The sequence below is a fragment of the Lacinutrix neustonica genome (genome assembly GCF_026625145.1).
GTDB lineage: Bacteria > Bacteroidota > Bacteroidia > Flavobacteriales > Flavobacteriaceae > Lacinutrix > Lacinutrix neustonica.
In genome coordinates, this window is sequence record NZ_CP113088.1 from 2,015,006 (window position 1) to 2,035,808 (window position 20,803).

The window sequence follows — 20,803 nt, forward strand, 5'->3', positions numbered from 1 at the left end:
GTTAATTGCTACAAATGTAAGCAATAGATTATTCAGTTACAATTTGAACTGTTTCTTGAAATAGTTGTTTTAATAAAACCGTTTTACCTTGTTCTAATGTTTTAATCGAAATGGCATCAAAATGTCTAATGGTATATAAATGCACTTTGTTGTGACATGTCACTTTAAATTTTGCTTTTAAGTGTAACAATAATGGGTCCAGTTATTGTATGCATTTTCAAAACACACAGAAAAACTAATGGCCGAATTTTGAATCACATCCACTTTCATTTTATATAACGCCAATAAAGTGAAAATTTCGCTGATATTTTCTTCTACGATATAAGAAAAATCTAAGGTTGATAATGATAACAACACCTGATTCTGTTTTAAAATAAAACAGGGGACATTTGGCTCTATACCTTTTGTTTTATTAACGGTTGTTCCTTTATCTTCCGGATTTAAAAAGGATTTAACATGCAAAGGAATTTCCTTACGCTGTAATGGCTGCAATGTTTTTGGGTGAATTACAGAGGCCCCGTAAAAGGCCAACTCAATCGCTTCGGTATAAGATATAGTGTTTAACAGCTTCGCATTGTTAAAATGTCTTGGATCCCCATTTAATACCCCAGGAACATCTTTCCAAATGGTAACACTCTCAGCGTTTAAACAATAGGCAAAAATAGCCGCCGTGTAATCGCTCCCTTCTCGCCCTAAGGTGGTGGTGAAATTGTTACTATCGCTTCCTAAAAACCCCTGAGTAATATATAACGTAGAAGCCTCTACTGCTTTTGCAATATGCATCCGGGTCGCTTCCCAATCTACATTAGCACGACGATAGTAGTTATCGGTTTTAATACATTTTCTAACATCTAACCAGCTGTTTTTTAAGTGCTTTTCATTTAGATATTGACTGATTATGGTTGTTGAAAGTAGCTCACCAAAGCCAATGACCTGATCATAGACAAAATTGTAGTCTCGGAGATTTATTACTGGTAAAAAACTGCTGTAGTTCTTCAAAAAGCAAACCTACAGCTTGATATACAGGATGTTGCTCTGTTTCAAATAGATCGCTAATTATAGTCTGGTGGTAGGTTTTAACCTCAAATAATTCGTTTGCTAATTTTGTTTTATCATTCAAATATTTATCAATGACAACTTCTAAAGCATTCGTGGTTTTTCCCATTGCAGAAACTACAATAAGTGTGTTTTTATAACCTACTTTTTCTAATACACGAATAACGTTTTTCACCCCATTCGCATCTTTTACAGAAGCTCCACCAAATTTAAATATTCTCATGAAATAGTGTTCAAATAATTTATTATACCCGATTCATCCAATTGCACAACATCCCAATCACGCATCACATTAGCGCCTTTATTTTCATAAAAAGTAATGGCCGATTCGTTCCAGTCTATCACTTCCCACGAAATCCGTTTGACTCCCAACTCATGACCATATTTCACAACTTCATCAAGTAATGCAGTCCCTAGGCCAGTCCCTCTCATTTTTTGGCTCACTATTAAATCTTCAAGATGCAACACCTCACCCTTCCACGTGGAATACCGTTTGTATACTAAAGCGATTCCTACAACCTGATGTGCTTTTTCTGCCACAAAACAAGTGAATTTTGGCGACGTACCAAACCCGTCCCGTTTTAAATCTTCAACCGAAATAATAACGGCTTCTGGTTCTTTTTCATAGATGGCAAGTTCCACGATGAGATCATGAACACTTTGCATGTCTGCCGCAGTGGCTAAACGAATAGTGAAAGACATAAGTTTAAATTTAATTTCAAATATAGTTTAAAGTTAAATAGTTTCAGTTTTAATAATTAACGAAAACGTTGTAGGTCGCTAAAAAAGTCAGATATTTGCAAAAAAGAAGTCTCATTTTATGTCAAGAAAAAATCAAACCTTAGGAGAATTTATCATTGAAAATCAATCGTCTTTCAAATATACTTCAGGAGAATTATCAAGATTAATCAACTCTATTCGTCTCGGCTGCAAAAGTAGTGAATCACGAAGTGAATAAAGCAGGTTTGGTAGATATTATTGGAGCGGCAGGCGATACCAATATACAAGGTGAAGACCAGCAAAAACTAGATGTTTATGCCAATGAAAAATTTATACATACCTTAACCAACAGAAATATTGTTTGCGGTATTGCCAGTGAGGAAGAGGATGACTTTATCTCCATAAACAGTCAAGATAAAAACAACCAAAATAAATACGTGGTGTTAATCGACCCCTTAGATGGTTCTTCTAATATTGATGTTAATGTTTCGGTGGGTACCATCTTTTCTATTTACAGACGGGTAACACCAGTAGGAACCCCTGTAACTTTAGAAGACTTTTTACAGAAGGGAAATCAACAAGTAGCCGCCGGATATGTGGTTTATGGCACCTCAACTATGCTTGTATATACGACTGGTTATGGCGTTAATGGGTTTACGCTAAATCCTGCTTTAGGCACCTTTTATTTATCACATCCGGACATGCAATTCCCTGTAGATGGTCACATTTATTCTGTAAATGAAGGCAACTACAACCACTTCCCTCAAGGTGTAAAAGACTATATTAAATATTGCCAAAAAGAAGAAGGAGACCGGCCTTATACCTCAAGATATATTGGAAGTTTGGTTTCAGATTTTCATAGAAATATGATTAAAGGCGGTATTTACATCTATCCTAAAAGTTCTAAAAACTCTAATGGGAAACTGCGTTTATTATACGAATGTAACCCTATGGCCTTTTTAGCAGAACAAGCAAATGGCAAAGCGAGTGATGGTTTTACTCGAATTTTAGATATTGAACCTACAGAACTTCACCAACGTGTTCCCTTTTTCTGCGGCAGCAAAAACATGGTGGAAAAGGCCGAAACATTCATGCAAAACGCTTAATAGTCCTTGCCATAAAAGGTGTTGTATGAATTTAATACCAGCACAAGTTCAATAGAAAGGCTATGGCTAACAGAAGAAAATATATAATAAAAAAGCAAGCGAATTAGGCTTGCTTTTTTTTATATCTTTAAATAGAAAATTATCTATTCATGTGTTTAATTTCCTCAGTAAAGGTCTCTAAATCAACACCGTTACTTACTAAAGTTAGCGCTTTATCAACAACATATTTTACATTCTCTCGGACTAAAACCTAAACCAACCCCAATTTTTCTTAATAAAACGTCCTCTTGATTTCCTTTTATATGGTCTACATACACCATACGCGCTAAATCGTATAAGCGCTCTAAACGATTGTCATAAGAGGTTGGAGGGTTTATTGGGTGTAATTGGTAATCCTTCAAAATAATTTTATAATCGACTTCACTAATATCTAAATTACGTGCCAAACGGTCTAAAAACCTTTTTTCTTCTTCGCTAATAATCCCATCATCCATAGCAACTCTAACAATTGCAGCAAAATGATCTTCATTACGCTTTTTAAATCCGCTATCAAATAAATCTGAAAATGACATATATCTTTTAATTTTTTAGTATTGCAAAGATAGTTAAACTTCAAATCTTTTAAAATTAAATGTTTCTTTTTTTGAATCCAAAAACATTAAATATAAGCCACGCTTTTCGAACTGTCTTTTAACACTGTTTTACCCGTTTAGAAAACTCTCAAATGCATTTAAAAAAGAATGCGGTATCATTCGTTAACATCTTTTATAAAAGCGGTGTATTAAAATAGAAGCCAGGCTATGTAATGCGTTTACCCCCAACAAAGTAGTTAGTAAAAACCGAAGAAGGCTACAATTATTGACTCATATTAAACAGGTTTAAACGGCTATAGATTAACGACTAGATGGGTTTGTTTATCACTCAAAATAAAAAGTTATAAATACATAATTACCAATTCAGCATTCTATCACTTATATTTGCTTTTCAATACAAAATACGTGAGCAAAACGCTAATCTCGCAAACTTATTTAAAGTCTTTGCAACTGCAAAAACTGCAGACTGCTATTACCCAAACCGAAACAAAGTCGCACGTAAAAGGTCTTGTAGGCTCTGCCTTATCCTTTGTTATAAGCGAAAGCTTTAAAAATGCGCAAAAACCCTTCCTTCTTGTTTTTAACGATAAGGAAGAAGCTGCCTTTTACCTTAACGATTTAGAACAATTACTAAACGCAAAGGATGTGTTATTCTACCCTGGAAGTTACCGTAGACCCTACCAAATAGAAGAAACAGACAATGCCAACGTGCTTTTGCGAGCAGAAGTTTTAAACCGTATCAACTCGCAAAAAAAACCGGCAATAATTGTGACCTATCCCGATGCACTATTTGAAAAAGTAGTGACCGGAAAAGAATTGGAACGCAATACCCTGAAAATAAATGTTGGCGATCAGTTGAGTATCGATTTTGTAAATGAAGTCTTATTCGAATACAAATTTAAGCGTGTCGACTTCGTGACAGAGCCAGGAGAATTTTCAGTGCGTGGTGGTATTGTTGATGTTTTTTCATTCTCTCATGATGAGCCCTATCGTATCGAGTTTTTTGGCGACGAAGTGGACAGTATTCGAACTTTCGATGTCGAAACACAACTCTCAAATGAGCAAATTAAGAAAATAGGCATTATCCCCAATGTAGAAAATAAGTTCCTCGAAGAATCACGGGCTAGTTTCTTGAAATACATTGCCTCAAAAACTGTGATTTTTACCAAAAATATCGATGTTTTGTTTTCAAGAATCGATGAATTTTTTGGGAAAGCGGAAGCGGCCTTCAAAAGTCTTTCTACAGAGGTGAAACATGCCGAGCCTAGTGAATTGTTTTGTAATGCCACACTCTTAAAAAAACAATTAATAGACTTCAATGTCGTTGAGTTTGGTAGTGACGCCTGGTTGAGTATTAAAGAAAACATCACCTTTAACACCACCCCGCAACCGTCGTTTAATAAACAGTTCGACTTATTAATCGATGATTTAAATAGGAATCATAATAAGGGCTATAAAAACTTTATCGCTTGTATTAGTGAACAACAAGCCAAACGTTTTCATGATATTTTTGATGATGTGGAGCAAGAAGTGCACTATGAAACTATTATTATTTCACTATTTCAAGGTTTTATAGATCACGATCATATGATCGTTTGCTACACCGATCATCAAATCTTTGAGCGCTATCATAAATTTCATTTAAAAAATGGCTATGCCAAAAAACAAGCCATCACTTTAAAAGAACTAACCAATTTAGATATTGGAGATTATGTAACCCATATCGATCATGGCATTGGAAGGTTTGGCGGCCTTCAAAAAATAGATGTTGAAGGCAAAAAGCAAGAAGCCATTAAGCTCGTTTATGGCGAACGCGATGTGCTATATTTAAGTATTCATTCCTTACATAAAATCACGAAATTTAATGGTAAAGATGGCAAGCCACCTAAAGTATATAAATTAGGTAGTAAAGCTTGGAAATTACTAAAAGAAAAAACAAAATCAAGAGTCAAGCATATTGCTTTCAACCTCATCAAGTTATATGCAAAACGTAAGCTTGAAAAGGGATATCAATATAAGCCGGACACCTATTTACAACACGAATTAGAAGCCTCTTTTATTTACGAAGACACGCCAGATCAAATCACAGCAACAGCAGATATTAAAACAGATATGGAAAGTGAACGCCCTATGGATCGCTTAATTTGTGGGGATGTTGGTTTTGGCAAAACAGAAGTCGCGATTCGCGCAGCTTTTAAAGCTGTAGATAACGGTAAACAGGTAGCTGTTTTAGTGCCTACTACCATTCTAGCATTTCAGCACCACAAAACCTTTAGTGAACGCTTAAAGGAGTTTCCCGTTACTGTCGATTATGTGAATCGTTTCCGTACCGCGAAAGAAAAACGAGAAACTTTAGAGAAACTTGAGAAAGGACATGTCGATATTATTATCGGAACGCATCAACTCGTTAACAAAAATGTAAAGTTTAATGACCTAGGGTTACTTATCGTTGATGAAGAACAAAAATTTGGCGTTGCGGTTAAAGAGAAACTAAAAACACTAAAAGACAATGTCGATGTGTTAACATTAACCGCTACTCCTATACCAAGAACCCTTCAGTTTAGTTTAATGGCAGCAAGAGATTTGTCTGTGATTACTACACCGCCACCAAACCGATACCCTATTGAAAGTCACGTGATTCGCTTTAGTGAAGAATCGATTCGAGATGCCGTTAGTTATGAGATAGAACGTGGCGGACAAATATTCTTCATCCATAATCGTATTGAGAATATCAAGGAAGTGGCTGGGATGATTCAGCGCTTGGTGCCCGATGCTAAAATTGGAATTGGTCACGGACAACTCGATGGAAAAAAATTAGAAGAACTCATGCTCTCTTTTATGGAAGGTGCTTTTGATGTGTTGGTAAGTACGACGATTATTGAAAGCGGCCTAGATGTCCCGAATGCCAATACTATTTTTATTAATAACGCAAATAATTTTGGGTTGAGTGATCTACACCAAATGCGTGGTCGTGTAGGTCGAAGTAATAAAAAAGCGTTTTGTTATTTTATTACCCCCGAATATTCAGCAATGACAGACGATGCCGTGAAAACGTATTCAGGCCTTGGAGCAATTTACAGCGCTAGGTAGTGGTTTCAATATTGCCATGAAAGATTTAGAAATTCGTGGTGCAGGCGATTTATTAGGTGGCGAGCAAAGTGGGTTCATTAATGAAATAGGCTTTGATACCTACCGTGAAAATATTAAATGAAGCCATTGATGAACTTAAAGAAACGGAGTTTAAAGAGTTATATCCTGAAGATATTGAGACGAAAGCGTATGTTAAAGACATGACCATCGATACAGACTTTGAATTGTTATTTCCGAGACGATTATGTTAATAATATTACCGAAAGACTTAACTTGTACACACAACTTAATAATTTTAAAACAGAAGCTGAACTTGAAAAATTCGAAATAGAACTTATTGACCGTTTTGGAGAATTACCTGTACCAGTAGAAGATTTATTGAATAGCGTTCGCCTAAAGTGGGTGGCTTCGAAACTAGGTCTAGAAAAAGTAATCATGAAAAAAGGCAAACTCGTAGGCTACTTTATTAACGATCAACAAAGTGGTTTTTACCAAAGTACACCCTTTACCAAACTATTACAATACGTACAAAAGAATCCAAATTTGGGTAAGATGAAAGAAAAGCAGACCGGAAAAGGTTTACGATTATTACTTACCTTTGAGCATATAAAAACTGTAAAACAGGCCTTAAAGGCGTTAGAACCTATTTTGGCTTAATTTTTGTCTAAGTTGAAGAAAAACTAGTAGTAATGACTAAAAAATCACTTTTCCTATTTACCATTTTACCCGTTATGTTATTTGCACAGCATACGGTTAAAGGTACTTTTTCACCAGCAGAGCAATTTACTTTTGCTTTTTTGTATCGTGTAACTCCGTAAACGTCTCTTTTTGTGGCTAATGCAGAAGTCAATAAAAAAGGTGAATTTGAACTAAAATTAGATTCCACGACTGCTGTTATTCCTGGCACCTATCGTATTGTTTATGCCCAGCCTCAAGACGAACATAATTTTGATTTTATTTTGAATGGCAAAGAAAATATTGAACTTCAATTTGATTTAGAAAAAGGGGTGTCGTTTACTAAATCTCAAGAAAATAAATTATACCAATCGTATAACAGAAGTATCGCCTTAGTGAATAAAAGCATCCGTAATTATTATGGTTCTCAAAAAGATGACAAAAAGGGGTTCAAGGAGATTTTTGATATTTTAGCACGCACCCAATTAGAATTTGAAAAAGCGTCTAAAGGGATGGTCGTTCATAATTTTATTAAAGCCTGTAAACCCTATATTCCTACTAAGTATGAAGATTTGATGACGTTTTCTAATCACGTCAAAGCCAATTACTTTAAGAATATTGATTTTGGAAACACACAACTTCAAAACTCTAATTTTTTAATTAGTAATACAGTTAATTATGTTTTCGGCTTTGTAGACCCTAATAATCAAGGGGTCTCTTATATGAAAAACGTAGATACCGTGGTTAAAGAAATAGGAAACAATCCTAAGGTTAAGAAAACGATTTTAAAGATTTTATGGAATAAGTTTGTTAATGCTAACAATGAAACCTTAGCTAATTATATTGGGACTACATATTTACTAGCCATCGCTCAAGCCACTCAGGATAAAGAATTAGCAGACAATATTATCTATTTTGAGATGGCGTCTATAGGTAAAACAGCGCCTGATTTCGCTGTTGAAATAAAAGACCAAAAAAATAAGACCACGCTTAAAACATTAAGTGCATTAGATACCGCAGAAAACTATTTAATTGTTTTCTCGGAATACCACCTGTTCGCATTGTTTAGATGAAATGCCAAAACTAAGAGATTATACTAAAACTCTAGAAGAAGGACAACTTCAAGTGGTGGCTGTGGCCTTGGATACCGATGAATATCGCTGGAAAAATATGATTCTCGGATTATCCCCATTTTTATCATGTTTTTGGTGAAGGCAAATGGGAAAACGAAATAGGCAATAGATATAATGCTAAAGCGACCCCTAGCTATTTTATTTTAGACAAAAACAAAACAATAGTAGCGAAACCTTATGATTTTACTGAATTCAAGCCTTATTTTGACAATTTATTACAATCAAACAAAGAAAATTAATTTAAAACTTTAGATATCATGAAAAGAATTTCAAAATTAGTACTACCTGTTTTAGGTTTAATGATGCTCATGCTCACGACAACTGTTGCCTCGGCACAATCCAATTCTAATGACTTTATTATAAGTGTTAACAAAGCAGGACAGAACATAAAACTCAATTGTGTTAGGGGTTGCGCTTGGACAGACTTAGAATTCAATCAAACAAATAAAAGTGCACAGAGTGTAGATCAATACGGTATAGTTGGTGCAAACGCAGCATCTAATGCCGTAGATAAAAACTTGACAGACTTTCAATTTACAGTGGCGATAGATAACAAAGAATTTGTATTAAACGGGCTTAAAGGGACGTCTTGGAAAACCTTACGTTTTAAAGATTCAGAAATGATTAATAAGGACGGTGTTCTTCCTAAAGATTAACGCAAGATTAAAATAATTAATAAAAAAGCGACGTTGAATGTCGCTTTTTTTATGGAAACTTGTTATGATATATAAGATTAAAAGCATACGTGACACGAAATCTTTGAGCTTCTGAGCAATGAGTTTATACCTGTTGTATTTAAAAGTTACTACAGAAAAAGTGTTGTTAAAAATGATAAAAAGCATTTTCCAAATGTTCGATAGTGAATGTTTTTCCTTCTTTCACTATCGCAATTATATCAAAACGCACGTCTACCTCTAATCCATTAAGGTTAACATAGGCATCCACGGCTTTTACTAAGCGTTGAATTTGTTTTGGTTTTACAAAGTCTTGTGGATTACCAAAATCAATGGTCGAACGGGTTTTTACTTCTATAATAGCAAGCGTCTCTTCTAACTTTGCAATAATATCTACCTCAGCCTTATCAAAACGGTAATTGCGTGCCACAATATCGTAGCCATTTTTAATTAAAAAATCGACGGCGAGTTGTTCTCCTTTTTTACCCAGTGCGTTATGTTGTGCCATAAATTCCTAAGAGCGCAGGACACACATCCTACACGTAATTATTTGAATGTTTTTCTACTATTGAAAAACAACAGTCGTCTTTTCTTTTTCAACCTTTAATTCGATCGTTCGCCCTAAAATCATTGCCCGATTATCATCTTCATGACCGGCAGGCATATTAAATGCAATCGGAAAATCATACTCCGCTAACGCATCTAAAACAAGCTGTTCAACACTGGTTCCCCAAAGTGTTGTATTCTTCCTTAGTTTTGTCATATCACCCACAATCACTCCTTTACAGTTTTTAAAATAGCCTGCGCGTTTTAAGCTTTGTAACATACGATCAATATGATATTTATATTCACCAATTTCTTCAATGAATAATATTTTATTATCCATCGTAAGACTCGTGTCTGACCCCAACATAGTGTGCAGCATCGTTAAATTGCCACCTACCAATTGGCCGGTAGAGTTCCCTTCCCTGTTGTATTTAGAACCGAGATAATGTATAACGTAAAGGTGTTCCAAAAATAGCCGATTTAAAAGTGGCTATACTCTCTTTTATTTCTGATAAATCATCGGTTAAACTCACACACATTAATGCATGTATGGATTCTACCCCCTTAGTGTGTACTTGGTTGTGTAGTGCAGTAATATCACTATAGCCGACAATCCATTTCGGCGATTTTAAAAATTTTGAGTAGTCTAAATGATCTAAAATGCGAACGGTACCATAGCCTCCACGGGCACTCCAAATCGCTTTTATATTTGGATTATCTAAGGCGTTTTGAAAATCTTCGCAGCGTTCGGCATCTGTACCAGCAAAATGATCGGCTTTACTAAAAACATGTTTCCCAACGAGGACTTTTAAATCCCAACTTTCTAATAATTTTTTAGCTGTTAACACTTCATCATTCCGGTTTTTAAGAATTCCCGAAGGCGCAACAATGGCTACGGTATCACCCGCTTTTAAATATGGAGGCTGTATCAAAGTGGTCTTGTTTTTTTGCGAATTAAATGCTTGTGCCTTCGCCAAATTTATTCCAAAGAAAAAAGCGAGACAGCATAAAGAAATAGATACTACATTTTTAATCATACTGTAAAAATACACATTTTATTAAAAGATTAATGAGGATACCGTCATTCAGATTAAGCTTTCAGTACGCCACATATTGTTATTAACCTTGCGGTATGTGAAAAAGAACAAGCGACACTTAAAACCTAATTATTTTTTATAAATGACGGACTCTTCCAAAAGATTAAATTAAAACACAAATTAATTTCGAGACCACTCAGGTATTCTTTTTCAATGTATAAGGCCCCCTAAAGTAAAACGAAACGACTGCCTCGTTATTACATAAAACACCCATTAAAAACACTGGCCCACACTAAAGGCTTATTTTATATTATAACTTCACCTAAAATCCTTAATTTTACGGCACCAAAAGATTCAAAACATGTCGAAAAGATATACGATTACTGCTGCTTTACCGTACACAAATGGCCCCATACACATTGGCCATTTGGCAGGGGTTTATGTTCCAGCAGATATTTATGCGCGCTATAAAAGATTAACAGGAAACGATGTCGCTTTTATTTGTGGAAGTGATGAACATGGCGTCCCTATTACTATAAAAGCTAAGAAGGAAGGCGTATCGCCTCAGGAAATCGTTGACCGATACCATAAAATAATCAAGGCCTCTTTTGAAGACTTCGGAATTACATTCGACAACTACTCGCGTACTTCGGCTAAGGTTCACCATGACACCGCCTCCGAGTTTTTTAAAACATTATATGACAAGGGCGAATTTATCGAAGAAGTATCAGAACAGTTGTATGATGCTGAGGCCAATCAGTTTTTAGCAGATCGCTTTGTAGTGGGTACTTGCCCGAAATGTGGTAATGAAGAAAGTTACGGCGATCAATGCGAAAAGTGTGGCACCAGCCACAATGCGACCGATTTAATCAACCCTAAATCTGCAATCACAGGAAATGTTCCTAGTTTAAAAGAAACAAAACACTGGTTTTTGCCATTAGATAAGCATGAACAATTTTTAAAAGATTGGATTCTTAAAGGTCATAAAAAAGATTGGAAACCTAATGTATACGGACAAGTAAAATCGTGGATTGATGATGGTTTGAGACCAAGAGCAGTAACACGTGACCTGGATTGGGGCATTCCTGTTCCAGTTCCTGGAGGCGAAGGCAAAGTCTTGTATGTTTGGTTCGATGCACCCATTGGTTATATCTCTGCCACTAAAGAATGGGCAGCACGTGTAGGTAAAGATTGGACACCCTATTGGAAAGATGAAGACACTAAACTCGTGCATTTCATTGGTAAAGATAATATCGTATTTCACTGTATTATATTCCCCGCCATGCTAAAAGCTGAAGGTTCTTATATCTTACCGGATAATGTGCCTGCCAATGAGTTTTTAAATTTAGAGGGCAGCAAATTATCCACTTCAAAAAACTGGGCGGTTTGGCTTCACGAATATCTTGTTGATTTTCCTAATCAGCAAGATGTTTTGCGTTATGCACTAACGGCAAATGCGCCAGAAACAAAAGATAACGATTTTACTTGGAGCGATTTTCAGGCGAGAAACAATAACGAATTGGTTGCCATCTTTGGTAATTTTATTAATCGCGTGGTCGTTTTAACTAATAAATATTATGAAGGACATGTTCCTGAACCCGCCGTATTTTCAGCATTAGATGAAGAAACGTTGGCTGCGGTTAAGGCATACCCATCTGTTATTGAAAGCTCATTAGAGCGTTATCGTTTTAGAGAAGGGTCTCAAGAATTAATGAATTTAGCGCGACTTGGAAACAAGTATTTGGCAGACGAAGAGCCATGGAAATTAGTAAAAACAGATGAAGCACGTACAAAAACCATTATGTATGTTGCCCTTCAAATCGCCTCTGCTTTGGCTACATTAAGTGAGCCATTTTTGCCATTCACTTCTGCTAAATTAAAAAACATCCTTTGCCATACGGCACTAGATGCGGAGTCCTCCTGGGGAGAGATTTCTACTAAAGACGTCTTATTACCTGCGGGACATCACATAGGGAAAGGCGAACTGCTCTTTAGTAAAATTGAAGATAGCGAAATACAAGCACAACGGGACAAATTAGAAGCAAGTAAGGTAGCTAACGACGCTGCAAACAAAGTTTTAGAACCACAAAAAGAGACCATTACCTTTGATGATTTTACAAAATTAGATATTCGAGTAGGCACGATTCCGGAAGCTGAAAAAATGCCTAAAACGAAAAAACTATTAGTTTTAAAAGTAGACACAGGAATTGATGTACGTACCATTGTATCCGGGATTGCTGAAAGTTTCACCCCGTAAGAGGTCGTAGGCAAAAAAGTAACCGTTTTAGTAAATTTAGCACCAAGAGCCTTACGTGGCGTAGAAAGCCAAGGCATGATTTTAATGACCGAAACAGCTAAAGGCCAATTGGTGTTTGTTAACCCAGATGATGTCAATGTTTCCAACGGATTACATATAAGTTAGAGTAGACCTCACTATATATGAGTTAAAGAAGACCTCACCATTTTTAAAAAGCGGTGAGGTCTTCTCCGTTTTACACCAAACTAAAGACGTACAATTATAACATTCCCTAGTCGTTTGACTTCACTGCCCCATACACTATCATTAGGGTACAGAAGGACACACGCCTTTCAATGCTGGAACTTTCTCAGCTATTGAGCACATATTGACGACGAATAACGCACACTTAGTTAAAGTTATGGTAATTGGTTTTTTTTTAATAAATCCTGAATTAATCCTCAGTACTTTTATATGAACTATATAACAATAATTCATGATTATGAAAAAAATAATAACCATTTTAGTTGTTGCATTACTCTTTAGTTGTGGTGCATCAAAGACTGTAAGACAGTCAAAAAGTACTATTAAAGGACAATGGGTACTCAATTCAATTAATTATAGTGAAGCGGGCACTTACAAAGTCAATATTTTTAATGACGTTTCCAAGGCATGCTTTGAACAAAGTCAATGGCAATTTATACCAAATAATAACACTGGAGTTTACAGTATTGCCAACACCGATTGTGCTACTGGAGATCGCAATTTTAATTTTACCATTCAAGAAGTAGACGAAACTACAGGATTGTATCATTTCTTATTAAAGCCAACGGATGCTAAGGGAAACAGTGAAACCAATCAAGGCTTTAGACTAAAACTCTCTCAACTTTCAGAGATGAACATGCAATGGCAACAAACTGTATCAGTAGATGGAAAACCATTTACAATTAATATGAACTTTTCAAAACTATAAAAACATGAAATTAATAATAAAAAATTCATTAATAACATTATCTGCTCTCCTTTTAATCGTTAGTATTTCAAGTTGTACAGCAGTAAAAAACGCAAATAATAAACAAAAAGGTGCCGTAATTGGGGCAACTGGTGGAGCCGTTTTAGGAGCCATTATTGGTAACAATGTAGGTAAAGGTGGTAATGGTGAACTAGGCGCTGTTATTGGTGGAGTCGTAGGCGGAGGTGCTGGTGTTTTAATTGGTTCTAAAATGGACAAACAAGCACAAAAAATTGAAGAAGAAATTCCTGGTGCGCAAGTAGAACGTGTGGATGACGCTATCGTTATCACTTTCGATGAAAATAGTGGCGTGTTTTTTGACACGGCCAAATACAATGTTAATGCGGCCTCTCAAGAATCACTTAACAAACTAACAAATGTTTTTAGAGAATATCCAGATACTAATATTTTAGTTGTTGGTCATACCGATAGTGTTGGTTCAGACGAAGCCAACATGACGTTATCTAAAAACAGAGCGAACGCCGTGACCAATTATCTTATAGGAAAAGGGTTAAGCGCTTCTAGATTCACTACTAATTGGTTTGGAGAATCTCAGCCAATGCATGACAACAGTACTGCAGAGGGTAGAGCAAAAAACAGACGTGTAAACGTTGCTATTTTGCCAAATGAGAAAATGATTGAAGATGCTAAAACGCAATCTGGAGAAAATTAGAAATCTTTTAGTTTTTCTTCGGAAAATTAAACAGAGTTAAATATATTACAAGACCTTATTAAGTAAAAAATAAGGTCTTTTTTTATGCTTTTAAAATACATACAGTCCCATACCAATTTATCTGATGCCTCGATTAAAAACACCGTGGCTTTATTAAATGAAGAGTGTACTATCCCCTTTATTTCTAGATATAGAAAAGAAGCTACAGGCAATTTAGACGAAGTTCAAATTGGAGATATCGTAAAGTACAAAGAACAGTTTGAAGCGCTAGAAAAACGAAAAACAACTATTTTAAAGGCTCTAGAAGACCAAGGCGATATAACAGAAACTCTAAAAAGTAAAATACAGGCTGCAACAGATTTAACAACGCTTGAAGATCTGTATCTCCCATTTAAAAAGAAACGAAAAACCAAAGCCGAAACAGCGCGTAAAAATGGCTTAGAGCCCTTGGCTAAAATCATTATGTCACAGAACGCCAATGATCTCGAATCTATTGCCTTAAAATATGTAAAAGGAGAACTCACAACTATTGATGCCGCCTTAGAGGGTGCAAGACATATTATTTCTGAATGGATTAACGAACGTACAGATATCAGAAATAATCTAAGAAACCAATTAGACCGTCATGCCCAAATAACAACCAAGGTCGTTAAAACAAAAGCGGAAGATGAAAAAGCTCAGAAATTTAGAGGTTATTTTGATTGGACCGAAAGTCTAAGTCGAATACCCTCTCATAGATTACTTGCTATTTTAAGGGCTGAAAACGAAGGGTTTATTCGCGTGAAAATTGAAGTGGATGCTATTAAAGCGTTAGAAAATATAGATCGGAAAATTATAAATTCTAATACCGCTTGTGCCGATCAATTAGAACTTGCAATTAGTGATGCTTACAAACGTTTATTACTTCCTTCCTTAAGTAACGAAGCACTTCAAAAGGCAAAAGAAAAAGCCGATACTGATGCAATAAACGTATTTTCAAATAATTTAAAACAACTTCTTTTAGGCTCACCCTTGGGTGAAAAACGCATATTAGCCATCGACCCTGGGTTTAGAACGGGATGTAAACTCGTATGTTTAGATGCACAAGGTGCCTTATTACATAACGAAACCATCTATCCGCATCCGCCTAAAAGTGATAGTATTGGTGCTATTAAAAAATTAGCCTCGTTAACTGAGGCATATAAAATAGAAGCGATTGCTATAGGAAACGGAACCGCATCCCGTGAAACCGAAGCGCTCGTTAAAAAAGTGTCTTTCAAAAACGAGATTCAGGTATTTGTAGTCAGTGAAGCGGGAGCCAGTATTTATTCGGCATCAAAAATAGCACGGGATGAGTTTCCAGATTACGATGTGACCGTCCGCGGCTCGGTATCTATTGGTCGCCGTTTACAAGACCCCTTAGCAGAGTTGGTGAAAATTGATGCTAAATCTATTGGTGTGGGACAATACCAACATGACGTAGACCAAACTAAACTCCAAAAGTCATTAGATGTTGTGGTGGAAAATTGTGTGAATGCTGTAGGTGTAAATATTAATACAGCCAGTACCTCTCTTTTAAGTTATGTTTCGGCATAGGACCTAAATTGGCTGAAAATATTTTCAAGTATAGAAACGAACACGGTAGTTTCAAATCTCGAAACGACATTAAAAAAGTGTCGCGATTAGGAGGAAAGGCCTTTGAGCAAGGCGCGGCGTTTTTAAGAATTAAACAGCCAAAAAATCCTCCGGATGATTCTGCAGTGCATCCTGAAAGTTATAAGATTGTTGAGAAAATGGCGAAAGACAAAAGTGTTTCCGTTTCTGAATTGATTGGAAATAAAGACCTTCTTCAAAACATTGATTTGAAAGCTTACTGTACAGAGACGGTTGGGTTATTAACCTTAGAAGATATCGTCAAGGAACTGGAAAAGCCGGGTCTAGATATTCGTGAAGCAGCGAAAATGTTTGCCTTTGATGAAAACATCAAGACCATTACCGATTTGCATACTGGTCAATTACTTCCAGGCATCGTAAACAACATCACAAACTTTGGGTGTTTTGTTGATATTGGTATCAAAGAAAGTGGCTTAATCCATGTCTCGAATTTAAGTGATCGTTTTGTTAAAGATGTTAATGAACATGTACACTTAAATGAACAAATACTGGTGAAAGTTTTGGAAGTAGATGTCCCTAGAAAACGCATCCAGTTAAAGTTAGAAAACTAATCAGGCTTGCTTTGAAAGGCTTTCTATGGTACTCAACGTAAAAGCTTTACAACACTTAAGTTCATGCTAAAAATCGCTTATCATCCAATTTACTGTCATCCGTTGCCGGAAGGGCATCGCTTTCCCATGTTAAAATACGACTTACTACCGCAGCAGCTCATTCATGAAGGCACTTGTACAAACGAAAATTTTTTTGAGCCTTTACGAATGCTGAATGAGGCACCTATTTTAGCGGTTCATACCCCTGACTATTTTTACGATTTACTCAACATCACCTTAAAGACTAAAGCCGCTAGAAAAATAGGGTTCCCCCTGTGTGAAGTTTTGGTCGAACGTGAAATCACCATTGTCGATGGTACGATTAAAGCCAGTGAATTTGCTTTAGAATATGGTATCTCCATGAATATAGCAGGAGGCACACACCACGCTTACACCAATAAAGGGGAGGCCTTTTGCATGCTCAATGACCAGGCGATTGGCGCTAGATACCTTCAAAAAAAGGGTTCGCAAAGCAAATTTTAATTGTTGATTTAGACGTACATCAAGGCAATGGGACGGCAGAGATTTTTGCCAATGATCCCTCTGTATTTACATTTTCAATGCATGGCAAACACAATTATCCGTTTAAAAAGGAGCAGAGTGATTTAGATATTGCTTTGGATAACAATATAAGCGATGCAGCATACCTCGCTATTTTACAAGACACACTTCCAAAACTAATCCAGGAGGTAAACCCGGATTTTATCTACTACTTATGTGGTGTGGACGTAATTAGCACCGACAAATTAGGCAAATTAGCCTTAACGGTTGCTGGATGTAAAGCCGGAGATCAATTGGTGCTACAACTTTGTAAGACCAATCATATTCCTGTCATGTGTAGTATGGGAGGCGGCTATTCTCCGGAAATTAAAACCATAATTGAAGCGCACGCCAATACCTTTCGTTTAGCCCAAGAGCTCTTTTTTTAATTCCCAGTAGTGACCCACATATACGCTATTTCGCCCGATTGTTACATTTCATCTTATAAACCGTACACTTCGTCGTATATTTGTGTAAGCAAAACGATAATACGTTAGCCTTTAAAAAAGACATTTCAGTATACTACTACTTATGGTATAATAAATAATTAGTGAATCCCTAAAACTAATTATATGTTGGTTGATTAATAGCGAGAAAAACCACTTGACACCCCTCAAGTGGTTTTTTAGTTTTGTTCATTTTTTTTAAAGCTTGTATTAAAACAGATCACTCCTAAAAGATGCGGTAATCCAAAATTGTAGTTAATCTATGAGGGGGAAATTCAATATTATTAATCGAACGCTTCGATGGTTGTGCATTAAACAGATACTTACTAAAGCGCGAGTTACAAGTTTCACATAAGGAAATCAACCAATAGGTTTCAAGGGAAGCTCACACGTAAAGCTCTAGAACTTGAATCAATAAGGAATACCTAAAAATAATAAACCCACAAGAAAAAAATCTTGTGGGTTTTTAATAAAGTGTTAGTTGGTTTGCCAACAACCTATTAGTTTATAGGGCTATTATCTGCATTTCAACTGCGTAATCAGATTCTAATGTAGGAAAACCAGCCATTAGATCAGGAGTAACGTCTTTTAACACTAATGCAAAATAGGCGTTATTAAGCTCAAATACTAGTTCATCTTCCAATCTAAGCTTGGCTTCGTTATCAAATGGGCGATCTAATTCATAACAATCACCAATACACATTGGAACTGTTTCTGAGGCCCCACTCTCTTCTGTAAAAGAAAGCTGTACTTTAGCAGCCCCCTGGGTAATACACTTAGCATTCACTGGACAACGACTATCGTCAATCCCGGTAAAAGCAATTCTTATGCTCTCTGTATTGTAACCTCTGCGGCTAATAATTAAAACTTGCTTGTTATACCCCATGGTAAAGTAAATGCCTGTCTCTGAATTACTACTCTTGGCTTGTTCCTGTGAAGCGTCAATAAGTATTTCTTGGACTTGTTCTTGTGAAACTTCAGCTGGTGTTTCAATAGTAATATCGGACTGTTCACAAGCGGTTAAAAAGAGGGTTAAGCCTATGATTAATAATATACGATTTTTCATGATAATTTTAAATGGTTTGTTTTTTTTAAAGGTTTACTTTTTTAATAGGTCTCGAAATTCATAATATACTAATATCGCGCGCTACTAGTCATAAATTTCGGGGCAAAACTAGAAAAAAAATATAAGGTATCCCTAGTCGTTCAACAAAGTTAATGACAGTTTAACCCAAAAATAATCTTATAATAATCTGCTCTTGTTTTAGAGGCGATAGAAGAGATAAAATGGGCCCTACAGATGACCCAAATAGTGTATGCCTAAAATTTAAAAAACACTTATTTTGTATAGTAAACTATAATCTGACGATAAGGCCGATTTTAGGGCTGTAAATAATATAATGCTCTTTATAAGTAATGAATGGGGTAAAAATGAAAAGAAGTCTATTTGTTTTTTACCTTAGCACTTGTTAACTGTCGTTTTTGTTTTTTCCGAATGAAAATATTAAGACGGCTATTGGATAAGATAAAGTGATAACTATTCAAAATATTCCGTATAGTGTCTTTCCTTCAGGCTAAAATCCTCTGCTCTTCGAAGTTTGCAATTTCGAAGTTATTAAAATAAATACTTACTGTAAACGTTACGAAGTTGCAAACTTCGTAGGGGGGATCAATTTGTGCTAGCACGTTGTAAGACTAATAACAACCCTGTCATGCGCAGTATGGGTGGTGTTATTCTCCGGAAATAAGATCCATTATTAATGCGTACGCCAATACTTTTCGCTAGACCCAAAAGCTCTTTTGAAAAATCGCATAAATATCCAACTATACGCTATTTTGCCCGATTATTACATTTCGTCCTACAAAACACACACTTCGTCGTATATTTGTGTAAGCAAAACGGTAATACGTTAGCCTTTAAAAAAGACATTTCAGTATACTACTACTTATGGTATAATAAATAATTAGTGAATCCCTAAAACTAATTATATGTTGGTTGATTAATAGCGAGAAAAACCACTTGATCCTTTCAAGTGGTTTTTTGATTTCATCCCTTTCGTTATAAGGCCTGTATAAACACCGAGACCCATACCAATAGCTATAAATGGCAGTGTGAAAAGCAAAGTTATGTTGTATTGCGGCGTTTTAATTTTGTTAAACTTCGCATTTAATATCTTTCTGGTTTGCCCACTGTATCCCATCCAGTTTTTATAATAAATCCCGATAGACAGTATAACAAACAGAAACCATGATTTCTCACTAGACAAACTATCCACATGTAACTGACTGGCAAATGCCGCAAAAAAACAACCTAATAGGAACACTAAACTCATTTGGAGCACAGAGGTATACACTAAGGCTATAGTGTTAGCTTTTTGTTTGTAACGTACCTTATAATACGTGAAAATAAAGAGGTATATTTTATCGAATACTGTCATGGGGTAAATGTAAAAAACCTGCTAGAATAACTAGCAGGTTTTTTTAACTATAATTTTACAATATTCTATTGCGCGTCAATACTAATATCATCTAACTCATAAGTACCATCAGAACTTTGATCTCCACTTCCAGTATACTTAAACGCAATATGAATCACCCCTGTACCACAAGAAAGATCTACATTACCGAGAATCCAACCAATCACCAAAGAAATCTGAATTTTGTACAATATACGCTGCTGGTAAAATTCCCCAAGTAGCAGACGCTATATTAGCTTCTGTACCGTCCCAATCTGTAGAAAACAATAATTCCATGTTACTACCATCTGCAAAACTATTAGAGGTCTTGAAATTAATTGTAACACCATTATTCGCGTCTAAATCAATTGCTGGTGTTATTAACCACGCTACTGAACTAGCATCACCGTGAATTAAATGATCCTACTCTAGCAGAACGACCTAAAGAAGAATTTGTACCACTTTGAGTATACGCTTCCCATCCCTCTGTTCCTGCTTGGATATAATTTGTCCAGCCATTTCCACTAATTAGTGTGTTGTTTGTTTGAGTCTCAAAATCATCACTAA

At 35.9% G+C, this 20,803-nt stretch carries 14 protein-coding genes and 7 pseudogenes; 11 read left to right on the plus strand and 10 right to left on the minus strand.

The features are described 5' to 3' along the window. Positions 1-28: 28 nt before the first annotated feature. Positions 29-1,279, minus strand: a pseudogene (locus N7U66_RS11025) (aspartate kinase). Then, positions 1,276-1,758: a GNAT family N-acetyltransferase gene (locus N7U66_RS11030; RefSeq protein WP_267675364.1), complete on the minus strand. Its 483-nt coding sequence runs from the start codon at positions 1,756-1,758 to the stop codon at positions 1,276-1,278. The pseudogene N7U66_RS11025 and the gene N7U66_RS11030 overlap by 4 nt, the downstream one beginning before the upstream one ends. Before the next feature lie 118 nt (positions 1,759-1,876). Between N7U66_RS11030 and fbp the strand changes: the two are divergent. Next, positions 1,877-2,882, plus strand: a pseudogene (fbp, locus tag N7U66_RS11035) (class 1 fructose-bisphosphatase). Between the two features lie 139 nt (positions 2,883-3,021). Here the strand turns inward: fbp and N7U66_RS11040 are convergent. After that, a pseudogene (locus N7U66_RS11040) lies at positions 3,022-3,454 on the minus strand (TerB family tellurite resistance protein). 426 nt (positions 3,455-3,880) lie between these two features. Here N7U66_RS11040 and mfd point away from each other — a divergent pair. The 5 genes and pseudogenes from mfd to N7U66_RS11065 all read left to right on the plus strand — a co-directional run bounded on the left by mfd (position 3,881) and on the right by N7U66_RS11065 (position 9,029). Beyond that, positions 3,881-7,222: pseudogene (mfd, locus tag N7U66_RS11045) on the plus strand (transcription-repair coupling factor). Between the two features lie 32 nt (positions 7,223-7,254). After that, positions 7,255-7,383, plus strand: a complete 129-nt coding sequence (locus N7U66_RS11050; RefSeq protein ID WP_267675365.1) for a hypothetical protein — start codon at positions 7,255-7,257, stop codon at positions 7,381-7,383. A 12-nt stretch (positions 7,384-7,395) separates the two neighbouring features. Next, entirely contained in the window at positions 7,396-8,313 is a 918-nt protein-coding gene (locus tag N7U66_RS11055; protein ID WP_267675366.1) for a hypothetical protein, read from the plus strand. 1 nt (position 8,314) lies between these two features. After that, the gene (locus N7U66_RS11060) at positions 8,315-8,452 is read left to right on the plus strand and encodes a hypothetical protein (protein WP_267675367.1); all 138 of its coding nucleotides are present in this window, start codon (positions 8,315-8,317) and stop codon (positions 8,450-8,452) included. Between the two features lie 178 nt (positions 8,453-8,630). Further along, a complete protein-coding gene (locus tag N7U66_RS11065) occupies positions 8,631-9,029 on the plus strand; it encodes a hypothetical protein (protein WP_267675368.1) in 399 nt (132 codons plus the stop codon). Positions 9,030-9,195: 166 nt separating this feature from the next. Here N7U66_RS11065 and N7U66_RS11070 read toward each other — a convergent pair whose 3' ends face one another. From N7U66_RS11070 to N7U66_RS21815, 3 genes are read right to left on the minus strand one after another with little or no spacing between them, the layout of a single operon-like run. Continuing rightward, on the minus strand, positions 9,196-9,555 hold the full coding sequence (locus tag N7U66_RS11070; RefSeq protein ID WP_267675369.1) for a YraN family protein: 360 nt from the start codon (positions 9,553-9,555) through the stop codon (positions 9,196-9,198). 57 nt (positions 9,556-9,612) lie between these two features. Continuing rightward, complete coding sequence (locus tag N7U66_RS21810; RefSeq protein WP_313791175.1) at positions 9,613-10,062, minus strand: hypothetical protein; 450 nt, start codon at positions 10,060-10,062, stop codon at positions 9,613-9,615. Beyond that, a complete protein-coding gene (locus N7U66_RS21815; RefSeq protein ID WP_313791176.1) occupies positions 10,025-10,525 on the minus strand; it encodes a S66 peptidase family protein in 501 nt (166 codons plus the stop codon). Before N7U66_RS21815 ends, N7U66_RS21810 begins: the two co-directional genes overlap by 38 nt. A 466-nt stretch (positions 10,526-10,991) precedes the next feature. Between N7U66_RS21815 and metG the strand changes: the two are divergent. From metG to N7U66_RS11100, 5 genes and pseudogenes are all read left to right on the plus strand, one after another. Beyond that, positions 10,992-13,052, plus strand: a pseudogene (metG, locus tag N7U66_RS11080) (methionine--tRNA ligase). 316 nt (positions 13,053-13,368) lie between these two features. Beyond that, positions 13,369-13,839, plus strand: a complete 471-nt coding sequence (locus tag N7U66_RS11085) for a lipocalin family protein (RefSeq protein WP_267675370.1) — start codon at positions 13,369-13,371, stop codon at positions 13,837-13,839. 4 nt (positions 13,840-13,843) lie between these two features. Beyond that, entirely contained in the window at positions 13,844-14,551 is a 708-nt protein-coding gene (locus N7U66_RS11090) for an OmpA family protein (protein ID WP_267675371.1), read from the plus strand. A gap of 84 nt (positions 14,552-14,635) precedes the next feature. Then, positions 14,636-16,755: pseudogene (locus N7U66_RS11095) on the plus strand (Tex family protein). Between the two features lie 63 nt (positions 16,756-16,818). Further along, positions 16,819-17,723: pseudogene (locus N7U66_RS11100) on the plus strand (histone deacetylase family protein). 562 nt (positions 17,724-18,285) lie between these two features. On the opposite strand, the gene N7U66_RS11105 reads toward N7U66_RS11100, so the two are convergent. The 4 genes from N7U66_RS11105 to N7U66_RS11120 all read right to left on the minus strand — a co-directional run bounded on the left by N7U66_RS11105 (position 18,286) and on the right by N7U66_RS11120 (position 20,650). Beyond that, positions 18,286-18,846 carry a hypothetical protein gene (locus N7U66_RS11105; RefSeq protein ID WP_267675372.1) on the minus strand — a complete coding sequence of 187 codons (561 nt, stop codon included), beginning with the start codon at positions 18,844-18,846 and terminating at the stop codon, positions 18,286-18,288. Between the two features lie 934 nt (positions 18,847-19,780). Then, positions 19,781-20,218: a hypothetical protein gene (locus N7U66_RS11110; protein ID WP_267675373.1), complete on the minus strand. Its 438-nt coding sequence runs from the start codon at positions 20,216-20,218 to the stop codon at positions 19,781-19,783. 65 nt (positions 20,219-20,283) lie between these two features. Continuing rightward, positions 20,284-20,427, minus strand: coding sequence for a hypothetical protein (locus tag N7U66_RS11115; RefSeq protein WP_267675374.1), 144 nt, complete (start codon positions 20,425-20,427; stop codon positions 20,284-20,286). Further along, positions 20,402-20,650: a choice-of-anchor J domain-containing protein gene (locus N7U66_RS11120; protein WP_267678517.1), complete on the minus strand. Its 249-nt coding sequence runs from the start codon at positions 20,648-20,650 to the stop codon at positions 20,402-20,404. The genes N7U66_RS11115 and N7U66_RS11120 overlap by 26 nt, the downstream gene beginning before the upstream one ends. Positions 20,651-20,803 lie beyond the last annotated feature (153 nt).

Coding starts and splice junctions, on each gene's coding strand:
- N7U66_RS11030 (WP_267675364.1), bottom strand. CDS start 1,758: ATGTCTTTCACTATTCGTTTAGCCACTGCGGCAGACATGCAAAGTGTT.
- N7U66_RS11090 (WP_267675371.1), top strand. CDS start 13,844: ATGAAATTAATAATAAAAAATTCATTAATAACATTATCTGCTCTCCTT.
- N7U66_RS11065 (WP_267675368.1), top strand. CDS start 8,631: ATGAAAAGAATTTCAAAATTAGTACTACCTGTTTTAGGTTTAATGATG.
- N7U66_RS11105 (WP_267675372.1), bottom strand. CDS start 18,846: ATGAAAAATCGTATATTATTAATCATAGGCTTAACCCTCTTTTTAACC.
- N7U66_RS11085 (WP_267675370.1), top strand. CDS start 13,369: ATGAAAAAAATAATAACCATTTTAGTTGTTGCATTACTCTTTAGTTGT.
- N7U66_RS11070 (WP_267675369.1), bottom strand. CDS start 9,555: ATGGCACAACATAACGCACTGGGTAAAAAAGGAGAACAACTCGCCGTC.
- N7U66_RS11050 (WP_267675365.1), top strand. CDS start 7,255: ATGACTAAAAAATCACTTTTCCTATTTACCATTTTACCCGTTATGTTA.
- N7U66_RS11060 (WP_267675367.1), top strand. CDS start 8,315: ATGCCAAAACTAAGAGATTATACTAAAACTCTAGAAGAAGGACAACTT.
- N7U66_RS11110 (WP_267675373.1), bottom strand. CDS start 20,218: ATGACAGTATTCGATAAAATATACCTCTTTATTTTCACGTATTATAAG.